Source organism: Roseobacter sp. EG26, assembly GCF_049830555.1.
In the GTDB taxonomy this organism is placed as follows: Bacteria; Pseudomonadota; Alphaproteobacteria; order Rhodobacterales; family Rhodobacteraceae; genus Roseobacter.
The window spans coordinates 168,816-186,946 of sequence record NZ_JBNBLH010000001.1 but is presented as its reverse complement, the minus strand read 5'-3'; the positions used below and the strand labels follow the sequence as shown (position 1 = coordinate 186,946).

General features: G+C 56.7%; 18 protein-coding genes. 17 read left to right on the top strand and 1 reads right to left on the bottom strand.

Annotated elements, in window-relative coordinates:
- Positions 1-96 precede the first annotated feature (96 nt).
- From dprA to ACOTTU_RS00890, 5 genes are all read left to right on the top strand, one after another.
- Positions 97-1,260 carry a DNA-processing protein DprA gene (gene dprA, locus ACOTTU_RS00910; protein WP_425655712.1) on the top strand — a complete coding sequence of 388 codons (1,164 nt, stop codon included), beginning with the start codon at positions 97-99 and terminating at the stop codon, positions 1,258-1,260.
- A gap of 239 nt (positions 1,261-1,499) precedes the next feature.
- A complete protein-coding gene (gene topA / locus ACOTTU_RS00905; protein ID WP_425655711.1) occupies positions 1,500-4,085 on the top strand; it encodes a type I DNA topoisomerase in 2,586 nt (861 codons plus the stop codon).
- Between the two features lie 178 nt (positions 4,086-4,263).
- Complete coding sequence (locus tag ACOTTU_RS00900; RefSeq protein WP_425655710.1) at positions 4,264-4,959, top strand: CoA transferase subunit A; 696 nt, start codon at positions 4,264-4,266, stop codon at positions 4,957-4,959.
- 11 nt (positions 4,960-4,970) lie between these two features.
- Positions 4,971-5,996, top strand: a complete 1,026-nt coding sequence (locus ACOTTU_RS00895; RefSeq protein ID WP_298919666.1) for a PAS domain-containing protein — start codon at positions 4,971-4,973, stop codon at positions 5,994-5,996.
- Between the two features lie 103 nt (positions 5,997-6,099).
- The gene (locus tag ACOTTU_RS00890; protein ID WP_425656428.1) at positions 6,100-6,375 is read left to right on the top strand and encodes a GNAT family N-acetyltransferase; all 276 of its coding nucleotides are present in this window, start codon (positions 6,100-6,102) and stop codon (positions 6,373-6,375) included.
- On the opposite strand, the gene ACOTTU_RS00885 is transcribed toward ACOTTU_RS00890, so the two are convergent.
- Positions 6,372-7,193: a lytic transglycosylase domain-containing protein gene (locus ACOTTU_RS00885; RefSeq protein ID WP_425655709.1), complete on the bottom strand. Its 822-nt coding sequence runs from the start codon at positions 7,191-7,193 to the stop codon at positions 6,372-6,374. The two genes, ACOTTU_RS00890 and ACOTTU_RS00885, sit on opposite strands and share 4 nt — an antisense overlap.
- A gap of 357 nt (positions 7,194-7,550) precedes the next feature.
- Here ACOTTU_RS00885 and ACOTTU_RS00880 point away from each other — a divergent pair, with 357 nt between their 5' ends.
- The 12 genes from ACOTTU_RS00880 (at position 7,551) to ACOTTU_RS00825 (ending at position 18,114) form a co-directional block, all read left to right on the top strand.
- Positions 7,551-7,763 (top strand): Flp family type IVb pilin, encoded by a 213-nt coding sequence (locus tag ACOTTU_RS00880; protein ID WP_298919672.1) that lies wholly within the window; start codon positions 7,551-7,553, stop codon positions 7,761-7,763.
- A gap of 147 nt (positions 7,764-7,910) precedes the next feature.
- Positions 7,911-8,105 carry a hypothetical protein gene (locus tag ACOTTU_RS00875; RefSeq protein ID WP_298919674.1) on the top strand — a complete coding sequence of 65 codons (195 nt, stop codon included), beginning with the start codon at positions 7,911-7,913 and terminating at the stop codon, positions 8,103-8,105.
- Between the two features lie 262 nt (positions 8,106-8,367).
- Entirely contained in the window at positions 8,368-9,216 is an 849-nt protein-coding gene (gene cpaB, locus ACOTTU_RS00870; protein ID WP_298919676.1) for a Flp pilus assembly protein CpaB, read from the top strand.
- Between the two features lie 193 nt (positions 9,217-9,409).
- A complete protein-coding gene (locus ACOTTU_RS00865; RefSeq protein WP_425655708.1) occupies positions 9,410-10,837 on the top strand; it encodes a type II and III secretion system protein family protein in 1,428 nt (475 codons plus the stop codon).
- Between the two features lie 4 nt (positions 10,838-10,841).
- Positions 10,842-11,234, top strand: a complete 393-nt coding sequence (locus tag ACOTTU_RS00860) for a hypothetical protein (RefSeq protein WP_425655707.1) — start codon at positions 10,842-10,844, stop codon at positions 11,232-11,234.
- 239 nt (positions 11,235-11,473) lie between these two features.
- Entirely contained in the window at positions 11,474-12,706 is a 1,233-nt protein-coding gene (locus ACOTTU_RS00855; protein WP_298919681.1) for an AAA family ATPase, read from the top strand.
- A 20-nt stretch (positions 12,707-12,726) separates the two neighbouring features.
- The gene (locus ACOTTU_RS00850; protein WP_298919683.1) at positions 12,727-14,169 is read left to right on the top strand and encodes a CpaF family protein; all 1,443 of its coding nucleotides are present in this window, start codon (positions 12,727-12,729) and stop codon (positions 14,167-14,169) included.
- A gap of 11 nt (positions 14,170-14,180) precedes the next feature.
- Positions 14,181-15,143 carry a type II secretion system F family protein gene (locus ACOTTU_RS00845; protein ID WP_298919685.1) on the top strand — a complete coding sequence of 321 codons (963 nt, stop codon included), beginning with the start codon at positions 14,181-14,183 and terminating at the stop codon, positions 15,141-15,143.
- A gap of 12 nt (positions 15,144-15,155) precedes the next feature.
- A complete protein-coding gene (locus tag ACOTTU_RS00840) occupies positions 15,156-16,139 on the top strand; it encodes a type II secretion system F family protein (RefSeq protein WP_425655706.1) in 984 nt (327 codons plus the stop codon).
- Positions 16,139-16,720 (top strand): tetratricopeptide repeat protein, encoded by a 582-nt coding sequence (locus tag ACOTTU_RS00835; protein WP_425655705.1) that lies wholly within the window; start codon positions 16,139-16,141, stop codon positions 16,718-16,720. Before ACOTTU_RS00840 ends, ACOTTU_RS00835 begins: the two co-directional genes overlap by 1 nt.
- Before the next feature lie 31 nt (positions 16,721-16,751).
- Complete coding sequence (locus tag ACOTTU_RS00830) at positions 16,752-17,603, top strand: tetratricopeptide repeat protein (protein WP_298919691.1); 852 nt, start codon at positions 16,752-16,754, stop codon at positions 17,601-17,603.
- A gap of 13 nt (positions 17,604-17,616) precedes the next feature.
- On the top strand, positions 17,617-18,114 hold the full coding sequence (locus tag ACOTTU_RS00825) for a prepilin peptidase (protein WP_298919692.1): 498 nt from the start codon (positions 17,617-17,619) through the stop codon (positions 18,112-18,114).
- Positions 18,115-18,131 lie beyond the last annotated feature (17 nt).

The window sequence follows — 18,131 nt, the reverse complement described above, 5'->3', positions numbered from 1 at the left end:
ACCTCCCCATAATTAGCGAGGCGTCCAAGCCACATTGATTCATGCGTTGTTAACCAACTCGCCTTAAACCTGATTCTGCAACGGACGGAGACGAGGATGACTGATAAGGACCACAATCCTTCTTCCACTCACCCCCCACTCCCACCCACCTCGGAAGCTGAACAGTTCTCCCGGCTCCGTCTGTTGCGATCCCGCCGGGTTGGCGTAACGACGTATAAACGACTGCTAACTGAACACGGCACTGCGCAGAACGCGCTGGCCGCGCTACCAGAGGTAGCGCGTGCCGCCGGCGTTCAGAAATACGAAGTATGCCCCGAAGCGGTTGTTCAGGCTGAACTCAACGCTGCACGCGCGGCTGGCGCACGCCTCATCATGCAGGGCACCGCCGCATATCCTGCACATCTTAATGAAATCGACGACGCGCCGCCGTTTCTATGGGTTCTTGGTGACGCAAGCCTCCTGAAACGCCCAATGATCTCGCTGGTTGGCGCGCGTAACGCGTCTTCGCTAGGAACCCGCATGGCCAAGGCTCTGGCGCGCGATCTTGGTGTCGCAGGCTATGTGGTCGTCTCCGGACTGGCCCGCGGAGTCGATGCCGCCGCCCATCTGGCCGCCCTCCCGACCGGCACCGTTGCCGTACAGGCTGGCGGTGTTGATGTTGTCTATCCGGCCGAAAATACAGAACTGGCGCTTGAATTGGCGCAGACCGGTTTGCGGCTGTCCGAACAGCCCATGGGGCTACAACCGATGGCGCGCCACTTCCCCAGCCGAAACCGCATTATCTCCGGGCTCAGCCGCGCAACCGTGGTTGTCGAGGCCGCCGCCAAATCCGGCAGCCTCATTACCGCAAGAGACGCGCTGGACCAGGGCAGAGATGTCCTGGCCGTTCCCGGCAGCCCCTTCGATGCCCGCGCCGCCGGATGCAATCAACTGATCCGCGAAGGCGCTACCCTTATCCGTTCTGCAGAAGACGTGTTGGAGGCGATGGCCCCCTTGGCAGAGGCATCTCCACAATTGCCACTGGAGCCTCCGCTCAGAGCTGCCAAGCCCCCTAAACCCAAGACCCCGCTGAAGGAAGTGGCGGCCTTGCACCGGAAGATTCTTGCCCGGCTGAGTCCGGCACCGCTTGCCGAAGATCAGTTGATACGAGACCTCGCGATTGCCCCGGCAGATGTGGCTCCGGCACTGCTCGATCTAGAAATGGAAGGTCGCATAAGCCGCCGGTCGGGCGGTCTGTTGTCCCGCACCGAAAGCGCCTGAAAATTGGCCGTCTTGTGAGTGGTTTTCGCTGCGAACAGCCAAATTCAAAGTGCGCTCATCCCCGAAGAAATTGGTGCGGACCAGACAACGTGCAACGCCCCGGTCGATACCGTCGTGAACAATCCTTGTTGCGACAAAATAGGTGCGGCAATCTCCGGCGCATTGACAAAATCTACTTGCGCAACACATCTGGCATGGTCATAGACGCACAATATTTTTACCCAGAGGTGTCCTAGTAAATGCCAGTCGTTGTGGTCGAATCGCCCGCCAAAGCCAAGACAATCAACACCTATCTGGGGTCCGATTACACGGTACTGGCATCATACGGCCACGTGCGCGACCTGCCGCCAAAAGATGGCTCTGTAGACCCCGAGCAGGAGTTTGAGATGCTCTGGGAGGTCGCCAGCGACAGTAAAAAACACGTCAAGGCCATCGCAGATGCGCTCAAAGATGATAACGCCCTGATCCTCGCAACCGACCCTGACCGTGAAGGCGAGGCGATCAGCTGGCACTTGCAGGAAGCCCTTACCAAACGCAAATCCATCAAGAAGGACACGCCCGTCAGTCGGGTGGTGTTCAATGCGATCACCAAATCCGCGGTCACCGAAGCCATGCGGAACCCACGTCAGGTGGATATGCCCTTGGTCGAGGCTTATCTCGCGCGGCGCGCATTGGATTACCTGGTCGGCTTCAACCTCAGCCCCGTTTTGTGGCGTAAGCTGCCGGGCGCGCGGTCCGCGGGACGCGTTCAATCCGTGACGCTGCGCCTGATCGTTGAGCGCGAGATGGAAATCGAAGCGTTTCGCAATCGAGAATACTGGTCCGTCAAGGCGATTCTCGCCACGCCTCGTGGCAAGGAATTCGAGGCCCGTCTGACGGTTCTCGCTGGCAAGAAACTCGACAAGTTCGATATCGAGAACGCCACCCAAGCCGAAATGGCTGTTCAGGCGATCAGTAGCCGCGATCTGTCGGTAAAATCGGTAGAAGCCAAACCCGCAAACCGGAATCCTTCTGCCCCCTTTATGACCTCAACCCTGCAACAGGAGGCCAGTCGCAAGTTCGGCATGGGCGCGCGGCAAACCATGAGCACCGCGCAGCGGCTCTATGAAGCAGGCTACATCACCTACATGCGGACGGATGGGATCGACATGGCGCCCGAAGCGGTGCAGGCCGCGCGGGATGCTATCCAGACGCTCTATGGAAAGGAATACGTCCCTTCCAGCCCGCGCATGTATAAAAATAAAGCCAAGAACGCGCAGGAAGCGCACGAATGCGTGCGCCCGACGGATATGATGACCAAGGCAGAGGATCTGAAAACCTCTGACGCCGACCAGCGCAAGCTTTATGATCTGATCTGGAAACGGACGCTCGCCTGTCAGATGGAAGCAGCCAGGATGGAACGTACAACCGTTGATCTGGCAAGCGCAGATGGCCAGGTGGAATTGCGCGCCACAGGTCAGGTGGTGCTCTTTGACGGCTTCCTGCGGGTCTACGAAGAAGGACGCGACGATGTGGTGGATGAGGACGACAAACGTCTGCCCCAGATCGACGCAGGCGACGCGATGGACAAACGCTCGGTCACGCCAGAGCAGCATTTCACGCAGCCTCCGCCCCGCTACACCGAGGCAACGCTGGTGAAAAAGATGGAAGAGCTCGGGATTGGCCGTCCGTCTACCTACGCGTCGATCGTGACCACCATCCAGGACCGTGAATATGTACGCAAAGATAAGAACCGGCTGATTCCGGAAGACAAAGGCCGGCTGGTAACGGCTTTCCTAGAAAATTACTTCCGCAAGTATGTGGGATATGGCTTCACTGCCGATCTCGAGGATCAACTGGATGATGTCAGCGCCGGAGATGCAAACTACAAGGAAGTCCTGAAGGGTTTTTGGCGTGATTTTTCGGCAGCAGTTGCGGAAACTGCGGACCTCCGGATCACCGAAGTGCTGGAAAAGATCAATGAAGTTCTAGAGCCGCATCTCTTTCCTCCTAACGAGGACGGCACAGACCCGCGGCTGTGTCCCAATTGTGGCGCAGGCAGGCTTTCAATGCGCACGGCGCGTTCAGGGGGTGCATTCATCGGGTGCTCCAATTACCCCGAGTGCCGTTACACACGCCCCTTTGGCCCGCCCGATCCCGAAGCCGAAGCCAGCGCGATTCCGCCCGAAGGCAAGTTGTTGGGCGAAGACAGTGGTGACAGTATTTGGGTGCACAAAGGCCGCTTTGGCCCTTATGTGCAACGCGGAGAGGTCACCGAGGAAAATAAGAAGCCCCCGCGCCAATCGATCCCCAAGGAGTGGCCGCCAGAGGATGTGGACCTGCCGCAAGCCGTCAAATTGCTTTCTCTTCCCCGCGAGATTGGGCCCCACCCCGAAGATGGCGTGACCGTATGGTCCAACATCGGGCGTTATGGGCCCTACCTCAAGCACGCCGCCAGCACATCTGAGCGCGGAGGCACCAATGCCAATCTGGAAAGCATAGAAGAGGTGTTTACGGTCGGTATGAACCGGGCCGTGCAGCTCTTGGCCGAAAAAGTTGCCAGTCGCGGTGGCCGGGGCGCGGCGGCCAAGACACTTCGCGAGTTGGGAGAGCACCCGGATCAGGGCGGTGCCGTCAGCATCATGGAAGGCAAATATGGGCCTTATGTGAAGTGGGAAAAAATCAATGCGACCCTTCCCAAAGAAACCGCGCCCGATGATCTGTCGCTGGAAGCAGCGGTTCTCCTTTTAGATGAAAAAGCCGCCAAGAAGGGCAAGGGGCGCAGAAAATCGTCACCCAAGAAGAAAGCACCGGCCAAAAAAAAGGCAGTGGCAAAAAAGAGCTGAAATAAACTATTTTCTGCAAAATAGTGCACCTTCGCACCAGATTTTCTCAAACAAGTTTGACCAACCTTCTTCGCGCCCTATACCCTCTTAGGAGGAGTGGAGATTTGCGCCTTTCCGGTTTTGGATCGCGCGCAGATTACTGAGTTCGGCATTCGCCAGCTGGATTCGAGGGAGCGCTATGAAAAAGATATACGGCTCGGCGTCTGAGGCGCTGGAGGACGTGTTGCGCGACGGGATGTTGATCGCGGCCGGGGGGTTTGGGCTCTGCGGCATTCCGGAATTGCTGTTGTCGGCGATCCGGGACGCGGGCACGAAGGATCTCACTTTTGCCTCCAACAATGCGGGCGTTGACGATTTTGGCATCGGCATCCTGTTGCAGACCCGGCAGGTGCGCAAAATGATCTCGTCTTACGTGGGAGAGAACGCGGAATTCATGCGTCAATACCTCAGCGGAGAGCTTGAGCTGGAGTTCAACCCGCAAGGCACGCTGGCGGAACGGATGCGCGCGGGGGGCTGCGGCATTCCTGGGTTTTACACCAAAACCGGCGTCGGCACGGTGATCGCGGAAGGCAAGGAGCACAAGGATTTCGGCGGCGAGACCTATATCCTGGAGGAGGGCATTTTCGCCGATCTGTCGATCGTGAAAGCCTGGAAGGCGGATGAAACCGGCAATCTGGTATTCCGCAAAACCGCCCGTAATTTCAACCCGCCCGCCGCGATGTGCGGACGCATCTGCGTGGCCGAGGTCGAGGAAATCGTGCCCTTGGGCACGCTCGACCCAGACAGCATCCACCTGCCGGGCATCTACGTGCACCGCCTCATCAAGGGCACGCATGAAAAACGTATCGAACAGAGAACTACAAGGGCCGCTTAGGGATGTCTCCAATGGCAGATACACTTCAAGGTGTCCTCATGCAGGACACGTCATTCGACGGGTTTAGCCGTACGCAGGTTTCAATGGTGGTGACCGATCCGCGCCTCCAGGACAATCCGATCGTGTATGTCAATCACGCTTTCACGCGCCAGACAGGTTATGCGCGCAGCGCTGTAATCGGGCGTAATTGCCGGTTTCTGCAGGGCGAAGACACAAAGAAATCTGCTGTTGATCGCTTACGGGCCGGCGTTGAAGCGCGCGAAACCGTATCCGTCGATATCCTCAACTACCGCGCAAGCGGTGAGCCGTTCATGAACCGGCTTCTCGTCGCTCCCTTGAGTGATGAGAACGGCAATCCACAGTACTTCGTCGGTATCCAGAAAGAACTTGAAACCGGCCGTCCGGGCGAAGACCCGCAAACGATCAGCCAGCATCTTGCCGAAATTCAGGACCGTGTCGAAACCGATATGTCGATGATCATTGGCATGGTTCGGCAGCAATCGACGCAAACCGCCCAACCTTCCGAATATGCCGCCCTCACCCGTCGGATCGAAACCCTGCAACTGCTCTATGAAGAGATGAAACTTGCGGATCAGCAGTCGAATCGGGACACAATCCACATCGGCAGCTATATTTCCAGACTGGCCTGCGCCATTGGTCATGTCTACGGACGCTCCGGTATTCGACTTAACTTGCAACTGGAACCTCTGGACGTGCCGATAGAAGTCGCTTCGCGGGTCGGCCTTGTGGTCTCCGAGCTTTTGACCAATGCGTTTCAACATGCGTTCGACCGCATAGATACCGGCCTGATCGAAGTGCGTATGTCGCGGCTCAGTGGCGGCGGGCTGCGGCTGACCGTCTCTGATGACGGCGTCGGCATACCGGGTTTCATGACCTGGCCGAACCCTGAGACCGTTGGCGGCAGAATGGTGAATGGCCTGATCGAAGGCCTTGAGGGCACACTGCAATTGGGCCGCGGTGCAGCGGGCAGTTTCATCACCATCGACGTGCCAGCGGGCGCGTCGTTGACGGAATAACAGATGCCATCCAACCAGTATCGCATCTTTGCACCAATTGCCCTGAGACCGTTTTCTCAGACTAAAGCGCTGGGTCGGGCTACAGCGATTGTCTGAACAGGACATCAGCCGCTCTGTCCAGGGCTCCAAGGGGCAGTATGTTTTGAGCGCAAGTGGGCACGAGGCCGATCTGACCTATTCGATCCTCTCACCAGAAACCGTTATCGCCGATCATACGGAGGTTCCCGAATCCCTTCGTGGGACAGGCGCGGGGCTTGCCCTTGTCACGCAACTGGTAAGGGATGCCAGAAAAGAAGGTTTCAAGATTGTGCCACTCTGTCCCTTTGTGAACGCGCAACGTCGGCGTCATCCAGAATGGGCAGATGCATTTAATGTCTAGTTCAATCCGACGAATACGCATCCATCCGTGATCAGCTCCGGCGGCGTCAGACAAAGGCCGCGGGCGACTTGAAATGCGGCAAGGACCTTCGGCACATAGTCTCGGGTTTCGGCAAAGGGCGGAACGCCGGCATGTGTACGAACCGAGCCCTCGCCTGCGTTGTAGCCCGCCAGCACCAAAATCGGATCGCCTGCGAATTCACCCATCAACCAATCCAGATACTTAACACCGCCTGCAATATTTTCGGATGCTGCAAGGCTGTTTTCGACACCAAAGCGATCCGCCGTATCTGGCATGAGTTGCATAAGCCCCTCTGCACCGGCTCCGCTTACAGCGTCGGCCTTACCGGCAGATTCGACGGTAATCACCGCAAGAACCAATGCTGGCGATACTTGTGTCCCAATGGTGGATTTCAGGATATCGACACCATTTTCCTGCGCGATGGTCTGCATATGCTGCAAGCGTGGCGCCGGAACATCATCCGTGCCCAGGATGATATCCATCACGTCCTGCAATCGACCGGGGCCAGAATCAAAGATGGAAGGCGAAACCTTATCCCAGAACCATGCATAGCGCCCGATGGGATTATCCGGCGCAGCATCGGGGGTCTGCGGCGTGTTGATCGAGGGTTTTGGCAATGCGGCCAGCGCCGCCTGTTGCGCCTCTGGGTCAATCTGGACACGGATTCGCTTTTGGCCCGCCTGCGGGACCGACACCCGCTTGGCTTCAAATGTGGGGTAGGGCTCGGGCTCTTGCGCACCCGCGTGCTGCATCGCCAATCCCGAGGCCAATAGCCCGATCAATAGAATAGAACGCATATGGACTGCTCTTTTGTTTTGTTTGCTGCGCTATCTGCTCGCAACATCGCAGAGAAATCCCTCACAAGCCAGAAAATCCGGGACCTGATCGCGGCGATACTGCCACATTCTTCGGCCACTTTAATGAAATGTAAACAGCGGTGATTTTTTTTTCATATCAAAAACAGAAGGTTACTAATTTTCTTCGGAAATTTTCGCCCAAAACGTCAAATGTCACATTTGCCGCCAAAATCATGCCCCAATCCCTTGGCTATATAGCTCCATACCAAGTCGGACGGACCCGAACGAGAGAAACGGTTTCTGAGGACGGCAAGGTTAGTAAGTGAAAATCTAAGTGATCCTTTGGAGGGACATACAATGATGAAATTTATCAAGAACTTTCGTAAAGACGAAGATGGTGCCGTAACAGTTGACTGGGTTGTGCTGACAGCCGCCGTTGTAGGCTTGGCAATCGCCGCATACCAATCCATCGAAGACGGTGCCACCGATCTGACCGAAGCAACAGAGACGTTCCTTGGTGAGCAAGAAGTTGGCAGCATCGGCGAAGCCGCAGCACCAGCTGCGCCATAATCTCTATCCTCATCCGAACCGCAAACCTGACACCAAGACGTCCTGAGTTTGCAAGGAACTGTGAAATACCGGGGCCGCCTTCACTCGCATGAAAGCGGCCCTTTTTTTCCCGGACCGATAGAGGTTCCTCAATTGAAAGCTAAACATATGTTGCGTGCTTTTAAAAAATTTAAAGACGACGAGGCCGGGGCTGTTACTGTTGACTGGGTAGTCTTGACGGCAGCGGTTGTGGGTTTGTCCACAGCGCTTGTCATCGAATTGCGGGGGGGGTCATCCGATCTGACAGACCGGACCGAGACCTTCCTCAATACACAGGTGGTCGGCGAAATCGGAGACGATTAACGCCAGATCCTTCAGATATTGGAGCTGCTCTTATCTGATAAGAGCGGCTCCTTTCTCTGATCAATAGCTTCTGGACGCCTGCTTTGGATTATTCGGTCACCTGCCGAAGGAGCCTCCAGGCATTTTCGCAGCCCCATTGTTTCGAAAATTGGAAAAAACGCGCGAAAGCCATCCGTTGATCCTGAAATTGCCACAATCAACCGGGATATTCGTTCGAAGCGGTCCGCCATCACGTCGGATTTTGGAATAACGAGGTAACATTATGCGAATGGTATTCGGATTGGTGCTTCTGGCAGGTTTAGGTCTGGCTGGCGGTGCCGTATACATGGCAAAGAACTACATCGGCGAGTATCAGGCGCAACTCGCGCGCGCGAAAGCCAACGAGCGTGCGATTGTTCCGACGGAAACGGTCTACGTGGCGACCCGTGCGCTCAAGTACGGTGAGACGCTGCAACAAGCCGATGTCCGGGCCGTCAAGTGGCCCAAAGATGCGATCCCAGCGGGCACATTCAACGACCTCGCGGTTCTTTTCCCGGAAGGAAATGAAGAAGAACGCCTGATCGTCCGTGCCATGGAAAAGGATGAAGCGCTTCTGGAAGTGAAAATCACCGAACCTGGTGAAGACATCGGCCTGACCACGCGGCTGGAAAAAGGCATGCGCGCTTTCGCAATTCGCGTTGACGTTGCCTCCGGCGTGTCGGGCTTCTTGCGCCCCGGTGACCGCGTTGACGTCTATTGGACCGGTGCCGTAGACATCGGCGAAGGCCGTGGCGACGTCACCAAGCTGATCGAATCTGCGGTGAGTTTGATTGCCGTTGACCAAAACGACAACTCCATGAACGGCACACGCATTGCCCGTACGGTTACCGTGGCGGTCAAGCCAGAGCAGGTCGCAGCCCTCGCCCAGGCCCAATCGACAGGTAGCCTGTCGCTGTCCTTGGTTGGCGCAGGAGACGATACGGTTCTGTCTGAAATCGAAGTTGATCAGGTCTCCTTGCTGGGATTGGAACAGGCCGCACCGAGTCCGGTCGCCAAGAAAGCCCCGGTTTGCACCATCCGCACGCGCCGTGGCGCAGAGATCGTAGCGGTGCCAATTCCCTGCACAAACTAAAGCGAAACCAACGCATTACGAAGGCGTCGCATCACTTGCGGCGCCTTTTTCTATTTTGGCGTGTTGCCATTTATCCACATAAGGTCAACAGCAGAACCCATTGATTCTTGCAAAAAAAACAAAAACAACGCAGACTGCGGGCATGCGGGCAATAAGACCCGAAACCGAGGCGTGATCAAAAAGGGCAGGTCACATGAAAATTGATGGAATGTTGAAGGCGGCCCTCTTGGGGCTGACATTAAGCGCGTCGCCGTTGGCCTTGTTGACGCCAGCGCCGGTGCAGGCTGACACCCTGCGAGTGGTGACCAAAGGCACGAACAAGACACTGGCGGTCCCGATGAATCGCGCGGTTGTCGTTGAAAGTGAAATTCCTTTCGCAGAGTTGAGCATCGCCAACCCCGGCATCGCCGATATCTCTTCGTTGTCTGATCGCAGCATCTATGTGCTCGGTAAGACACCAGGTATGACCACGCTGACTTTGCTGGACGCAACCGGACAGCTGATCACGAATGTCGAGGTTCGGGTCGCGCCGGACGTGACTGAATTCAAAGAGCGTTTGGGGCAAATCCTGCCCGGCGAGAAAATCGAAGTGCGCACGGCAAACGACGGCATCGTCCTGTCGGGTATCGTGTCCAGCACCCAAAAGCTGCAGAAAGCTCTGGATCTGGCCCAACGGTACGCGCCTGATCGTGTCTCCAACCTCATGAGCGTCGGCGGCATCCAGCAGGTCATGCTGAAAGTGCGCTTTGCAGAGATGAACCGGACGGTTTCCAAATCCCTGAGCAGTTCTCTGGCCATTGGCGGGACGGATGCCGCAATCGGAAGTGGAACAGCGGCAGCTGCGGGTTTTGCCAACCAGATTCTGGCTGGTCCGACTTTCCCGACGCTTACCGAGAACGCAGGCTCCGCAGCCGTTAGCTTCGGGCTGGGTTCCGTGCAGATTGGCCTGTTGCTGGAGGCTCTTGAGAGTAAGGGCGCCGTTCGCACGCTTGCCGAGCCAAATCTCGTTGCCCTTTCCGGACAAGAGGCCAGCTTCCTTGCCGGGGGTGAGTACCCGGTGCCGGTAGCGCAAGACAACGACTCGATCAGCGTTGAGTTCAAGCCCTTTGGTGTGGAGTTGAATTTCGTGCCGCGCGTTGTTGGCGACGATATCATCAACCTGCAACTGTCCGCAGCCGTTTCGGACATTGACCCTTCTAACGGGGTCAGCCTGGGCGGCGGTTTCGTATTGGATGCGTTTTCCCGCCGGGAAACATCCACAACCGTTGAAATGCGGGATGGTGAGAGTTTCGCAATCGCCGGTCTGCTTGAGGACAACTTCACCGATCAGGCGACACAGTTGCCTTGGATTGGCGATGTTCCCGTGCTTGGTGCTCTCTTCCGAAGCGCCGAGTATCAACGAAGCCAGACAGAGCTTGTGATTATCATCACCGCCCATCTTGTAACGCCGACACGCGGTGAGGCGCTGGCCTTGCCGACTGACCGGATCAGGCCACCAACAGAGCAAGGCCTGTTCCTCTTTGGTCGTACCGCAAGAAATGCCAACACGCCCAGAAAGGGCGCGGCCGGGGAAGTCGCCAAGCAAGACTTCAGCGGCTCTTATGGCTATGTGATGGAGTGACAAGATGCACAGCCTAACAACACGGACTTCACGCGCAATGGCTTTAACGGTCGGATTGACGTCTTTGGTCGCCTGCGGTGAACAGGGCAGCGGCGGACAGTGGTTTCGCGAAGCAGGCGCGCAAATCGATACCGGCGAATTCGGCAACGCCACGATGATCAACATGATGGCACAGATTTGCAATCAAAGCGGTGTCGCAGGCAGCGGTCGTGGCAAGATTGGTGGGACAGCGACGGATCCACTGGTCGTCCTCGATCCCGCCAGTACCGTTGCGCAGCCTATTTTCCGGGTTCATTGTGACGGCCGCCTCGACGGCAAATATGCGCGGGTGATCTATCGCGAATATGTGGAAAGTGCGACCGAGAAGCCTGTCGTCGAAGAAGCCACTGGAGAGTAGAGCCGCCCGGCTCTGCTTTACAAATCCGCCCTCAAACACGGTTATTGTGTCTAGATACCCAACAATTGGGCGGATTAAGCCCTAATCTCGCCCAAGTTCACTGCGACTTTCCTCTCAAAGGGACACTTGTGTCCGGCCAAAAGTGCCGGGCATGGGCGGTCGCAGGGGAAGTTGGGGCACTAAAATAAATATCCCAAGCTAGCTCTGCTTCGCCCTTAAACAAAAAGGAAGACGAGGCAATGAGCACCATGCCGCAACCAGATACATCTCTTATTGTCGCCTGCACAGTCAGTCGCGACGTACAAAACTTCGATCTGCTGATCGAAGACATGGAGCTCGCACTTGGCGAAAGTTGGGGAGATTTGGGGTTTGCGGAGGCCCTCGCTTTCTTCGAACAACCCGAGTCTCAAGCCCTTGAATTCATTGCACTAGCCATTGACGAATCTGATGAAGATAACCTCGCGTTGATGGGGGAAATCATCACGCAGGCGAAAGCCCGCAACATCAAGGTCATCCTGATCGCCGAAGACGTGACACCCGCGTCGCTCCACTCCTTGCTCCGGCAGGGAGCAGATGAGTTTGTGCCCTACCCCCTCCCGGAGAATGAACTGGGTGAAGCCATCGAGCGCGTGCGTGCAGCTGATGAAGCCGTTCCAGCCTCTGCTGCGGCGCCAACATTGCAGTCTGATAGTCAAAAAGAAGGGGCTGTCATTGTCGTGCACGGTCTTGCGGGTGGCACGGGTGCGACGACTCTTGGCGTGAACCTCGCCTGGGAACTGGCGACCGCCGACAAGGAAAACAGCCCGAGCGTCTGTATTCTGGACCTCGATTTCCAATATGGTGCCGTGGCAACCTATCTCGACCTGCCCCGTCGCGAAGTGGTCTACGACATGCTGTCCGACACCGAAGGCATGGACGATGAAATATTCGGGCAATGTCTGCTGACCTTTCAGGACAAGCTTCAGGTGCTTACCGCACCGATGGAGATGCTGCCCCTCGACATTATCGCCGCCGACGACGTAAACCGAATTCTCGCCATGGCGCGTCGGCACTTCGACTATGTCGTCATTGACATGCCCTCAACTCTGGTCAGCTGGTCCGAAGCGGTTCTGAACGCTGCGCATGTCTATTTCGCCAATGTCGAGCTTGATATGCGATCGGCCCAGAACACCCTTCGCTTCAAACGCGCCCTGCAATCCGAAGAGCTGCCCGTCGAGAAACTGCGTTACGTCATCAATCGGGCCCCTAAATTCACGGATTTGAGCGGCAAGAGCCGAGTGAAGCGCATGGCCGAAAGTCTTGGCATCTCCATTGATGTTCACATGCCCGACGGCGGCAAACCGATCACACAAGGTGCCGATCATGGTCTGCCGCTGGCAATTTCGGCTCCGAAAAATCCCTTGCGACGCGAGATCGCGAAACTGGCGGCATCTATTCACGAGTTAAATACCAACGACGTTAAAGCGGCCTGATCCGGCCAAAGGAAAAGCGCATGTTCTCCAAGTATAAGAAAACCTCGGCAACGCCCCCGGCAGCCGCACCAGAAAAGGCCCCGGCAGCTGATGTTGCCGCGGTCACGCCTGCCGCGGCACCGGGGGTTACACGCAAGGCACCGCAAAAAGCGGCGGCTCAGGTGACGCCGATGGACAAGGAACGCAAGCGCAAGGAACGCATGGGAGAGATCAAGCTTGATCTGCACCGGGTGTTGCTCGACAACCTCAACCTTTCGGCCCTGGAACACGCCACCGAACAAGACCTGCGCCAGGAAATCAGCGCTATTTCCAGCGAGTTTCTCGAAGAACGCAGCATCGTTCTGAACCGTGAGGATCGCCAGAACCTTACCTCCGAACTCTATGATGAGGTCACCGGGTTGGGACCGCTGGAAACCCTCCTGAAAGACGAAACCGTCAACGATATTCTTGTTAATGGGCCGCAGCAGATTTTCGTGGAACGCGCCGGTAAACTGGAACTGACCGACGTTACTTTCAAAGACGAACGCCACCTGTTGCGTATCATCGACAAGATCGTCTCTGCCGTGGGTCGGCGCGTCGACGAATCCAACCCCTATGTGGACGCGCGCCTCAAGGATGGCTCGCGTTTCAACGCGATGGTGCCGCCCGTTGCGGTTGACGGATCATTGGTTTCGATCCGGAAATTCAAAAAAGACAAGCTGGGTATTGATGATCTGGTACAGTTCGGCGCTTTCACCGAGGAAATGGCGGCCTACCTGCAAGCGGCGGTAGCGACGCGGCTGAATATCATCGTCTCCGGCGGTACCGGTTCGGGCAAAACGACGACGCTGAACGCCCTGTCGTCCTTTATCGACAACGCCGAACGCATCCTGACAATCGAGGATACCGCGGAACTCCAGCTCCAGCAGACCCATGTGGGCCGCATGGAAAGCCGTCCACCCAACGTCGAAGGCAAAGGCGAGGTTTCTCCACGCGACTGCCTGAAGAACGCGCTTCGGATGCGACCTGACCGGATCATCGTTGGTGAGACGCGGGGCGAGGAAGTCATCGACATGTTGCAGGCGATGAACACCGGCCACGACGGTTCCATGACCACGATCCACGCCAACTCAGCACGCGATGGTGTGTCACGCCTCGAAAACATGATCGCCATGGCGGGCATCGAAATGCCTCTCAAAGCGGTACGGTCACAAATCTCCAGCGCTGTGAACTTGATCGTGCAGGCCTCGCGCCTGCAGGATGGCTCGCGGCGCATGACTTCCATCACAGAGATCACTGGCATGGAAGGTGAGGTTATCTCGATGCAGGAAATTTTCAGATATCAGCGCGTGGGCCTGACCCCGGACAACAAGATCATCGGGCACTTCACTGCAACAGGTGTGCGCTCGAACTATGCCGAACGCTTCCGCATGTGGGGGTACGACCTGCCGCCATCCATCTACGAGCCCATCGCGGCTGAATAAGGATCAAGATTATGAGTGCAGAACCAATCATCTACGGCTTGATCTTCATCGGCGTGCTGGTGCTGGTCGAGGGCCTATACCTCGTTACCTTTGGCAAATCGATCAGCCTCAACAGCCGGGTCAACCGTCGGCTTGAAATGCTCGACAAGGGCAATGGCCGCGAAGAAGTGCTCGAAAAGCTGCGCAAGGAAATGCAGCAGCACATGAAGAGCAGATCGATCCCGCTTTACTCTCTTCTCGGGGAGAAAGCTCAAAAAGCCGCGATTGCCTTTACCCCCCGCCAATTGATCATGATCATGGCGCTCCTGGCCGGTGTCGCCTTTATGGGGCTGACCGTCGGAACTCAAACCGAGGTCGGGGTCCGGGCGCTGCTTTCAGTCGGTATCGGCGTTGGCGCCGTCTATTTTTGGGTGTCGTCCAAAGCCAACAAGCGCATGAGCATGATCGAAGAACAACTGCCCGACGCAGTTGAACTGATGGTGCGCAGCCTGCGCGTCGGGCACCCGTTTTCTTCGGCCGTCCAGATTGTCGCCAAGGAAGTTCAGGACCCGCTCGCATCCGAATTCGGGATGATTGCAGATGAGGCGGCTTATGGACGCGACGTAGGTGATGCGCTCAAGGAAATGGCCGAACGTCTGGACATGCAGGATTTGCGATTCCTGGCGGTCGCGGTGACCATCCAGCAGACCTCCGGCGGTAACCTGGCGGAAATCCTGGCCGGTCTGGCCAAGGTGATCCGTGCGCGGTTCCGTCTTTTCCGGCGCGTCAAGGCGATCACGGCCGAGGCGAAATGGTCAGGCAAATTCCTGTCAGCTTTCCCCATTGTCGCCCTGATCGTCATCAATGTCTCCGACCCGCATTACTACGATGAGGTGCGCGACCACGCGCTCTTTATCCCGGCCTGTTTCACTGTCGGCATCCTGCTGGCGCTGAACCTTCTGGTCATGCGCATTTTAACCGACATCAAGGTGTAAGGACCGATTCTCATGGAATTTTTGAACTCTCTGAACGCCGCGGTTATTGATATGCTTGGCCCGTTGGGACCGATCATCATTCTGGGGTCGATTGGTGTTATCATGATCGCCATCACGGTCACTCTGATCCTGCACCAGCCCGAAGATCCAATGGCGAAGTTGAAAAAATCTGTTCAGTCGCCCTCTTCTGCCAAGGAACCTCAACAGCGGTTGCGGCAGGGTGAACGCAACGAACAACTGCAGAAATTTGCGAGTTTTCTGGAACCAAAAGACGTCGCAACGCTCAGCAAAAAGCAGCTGCAACTGACGCAGGCCGGATACCAAAGTAAGGATGCGGTGCGCATTTTCCATTTCGCGCAATTCGCCCTTGGTATTCTTGGCCTGATTGGTGCGTTCATCTACCTCATCCTGATGGGCGGCGGCGAAGGTTTCAGCAGCAACAAGATGATGATCTACTTCATCGTCCCCGGCGCGGTGGGGTACTATCTGCCATCTTACTGGGTTACGCGGCGCGTCGAGATGCGCAAGGAAGAGATCACCCGTGGTTTTCCAGACAGTCTCGATATGATGCTTGTTTGTGTTGAAGCCGGCCAGTCGCTTGACCAGTCCATTGTACGCGTCGCGCGTGAACTGCATGCTTCCTACCCCGCACTGGCGCAGGAATTCGACATGGTCGCCTACGAGATGAAGGCCGGTAAGGACAAGGTGACCGTTCTCAACGACATGGGCGAACGCTGTGGCGTGCAGGATGTGTCCTCATTCGTCACCGTTCTGGTGCAATCGGCAACCTTTGGTACATCGATTGCCGAAGCCCTTCGCGTCTATGCATCTGAAATGCGCGACAAACGCGTGATGCGCGCAGAAGAAGCCGCAAACAAGTTGCCAACGAAGATGACGCTTGCCACAATGATGCTGACCGTTCCGCCACTGCTGATCATTCTGGTTGGCCCATCGGTACACGGCATTACGAAACTGGGAGACATGGGCGCAAACTGATGATCCAAAGGGTATGGCGCGCAGGAACGCGCGCCACTTTCCTCATTGCAACGCTCGGAGTGGCCGCCTGTACTGCAGGCGGCAATTCCGTTTCTGAAGGGCAGTTGGATGCTCCGGGCGTCGATCTTAAAGCGGACGCTGTTGATGGTGTGGCAGTCGGGCACCGTCTGGTGGCTGCGGGCGAATATGAACTCGCTCTCAAAGCCTTCAACCGTGCGGCTCTGGACCGGGGAAAGGTCGACGCGGAAATCCTTTCCGGCCTGGGTAGCGCAAGCCTTGGGCTGGGGCGTCTGGGTCAGGCTGAAAGTTATCTGCGGCGCGCAATAAAGTCTGAAGATGCCCGGCCAGAAGACTGGAATAACCTCGGCGTGGTACTCATGGAAGCTGGCAAGACCGTGGAGGCAGGCCAGGTTTTCCGCCGTGCCTTCGCGCTCGACAATGGCGAAAGTGTCGCAATTCGGGATAACTTGCGCTTAGCACTCGCAAAATCCGAAATTTCTGCTACACAGAGTGTAGAAACCGACGACTACAAGTTGGTTCGGCGCGGCAGCAGTACTTTCGTGATACGTCCGACGCCATAATTGAGGTAAGAGCAGCAAAAGGACGCACAACATGCGCCACCCTATCCTTCTGTCCGCCTGTCTGGCGGGTGTAGTTCTCGTTGCAGGCTGCGCCGAGCAAGACGAAGATGCCGTCGAACGCGCGTTTCAGGAAGTCAACGTTGTAGACGAATCGAACCTGAATGACGTGATGTTGACGGTCGCGGATCCAAATGAGGCCGTCAATCACTTTACTCGCACGGCAAATGCACATCCCGAACGCATTGATCTCCAACGTGGATTGGCCTTCTCACTGGTGCGTGCCAAGCGGTTCGCCGAAGCCGCCCCGGCCTGGGAAAAAGTGACCAAAATGGAAGGTGCGAGTGCCGAAGACAGTGTCGCGCTGGCGGACGCATTGATCCGCACCGGTGACTGGGCCAAAGCCGAAGCCACACTCGATGCGCTTCCACCGACGCATGAGACCTTCAATCGCTACCGGTTGGAAGCCATGCTCGCTGACAGCAACGAGGAATGGACGAAATCCGACAGCTTCTATGAAATCGCCACCGGGCTGACCACTAGACCGTCGGGTGTGCTGAACAACTGGGGCTATTCCAAGCTGACGCGCGGCGATTACAAAGAGGCTGAACGTCTCTTTGGCGAGGCCATTCGCCAGGACCCTTCCCTCTTCACCGCCAAGAACAATCTTATTCTGGCCCGCGGTGCACAAGGCGACTACACGCTACCGGTCATCCCCATGGATCAGACCGAGCGGGCGCAATTGCTTCACACCATGGCGCTGTCAGCGATCAAACAGGGAGACGTGAGTGTCGGAAAGAGCCTGTTGCGGGACGCCATCGAGACGCATCCCCAGCATTTTGAACCGGCTGTTCGGGCTCTGGACGCGCTAAACACCAAGACCTAAAGGCAGGTCAGCCATGGCGATCACAGCCTATTCCGCGTGGTGGTTCCTGCCCTTTGCTTTGCCACTTTGTCTGTATGTCGCATATACAGATCTTTCACGCATGAAAATCACCAACAAGGCTGTTCTGGCCTTGGCGGGTGTCTTCGCGGTGATCGGGCTGATCGCCATGCCCAGCCTTGATGTATACCTCTGGCGATTGGCCCAATTGGCAATCATGCTTGTTCTGGGCATCATCCTCAATGCACTCGGCACCATGGGGGCGGGTGACGCAAAGTTCATCGCCGCAGCGGCCCCTTTTGTGGCCTTGGGCGATCTGCGCCTTGTTATGGCCCTCCTGGCAGCATCGCTTCTCGCGGCCTACGTGACCCATCGCATCGCGCGCCACACCCCCCTTCGAAATCTTGCACCGGATTGGCAAAGCTGGGAGCAGGGCAAGAAATTCCCCATGGGCCTTGCCCTTGGCATGACGCTTGCTCTCTATCTGATCCTCGGTGCCCTTAATGGTGCCTGATTTACGCCATTTTCACA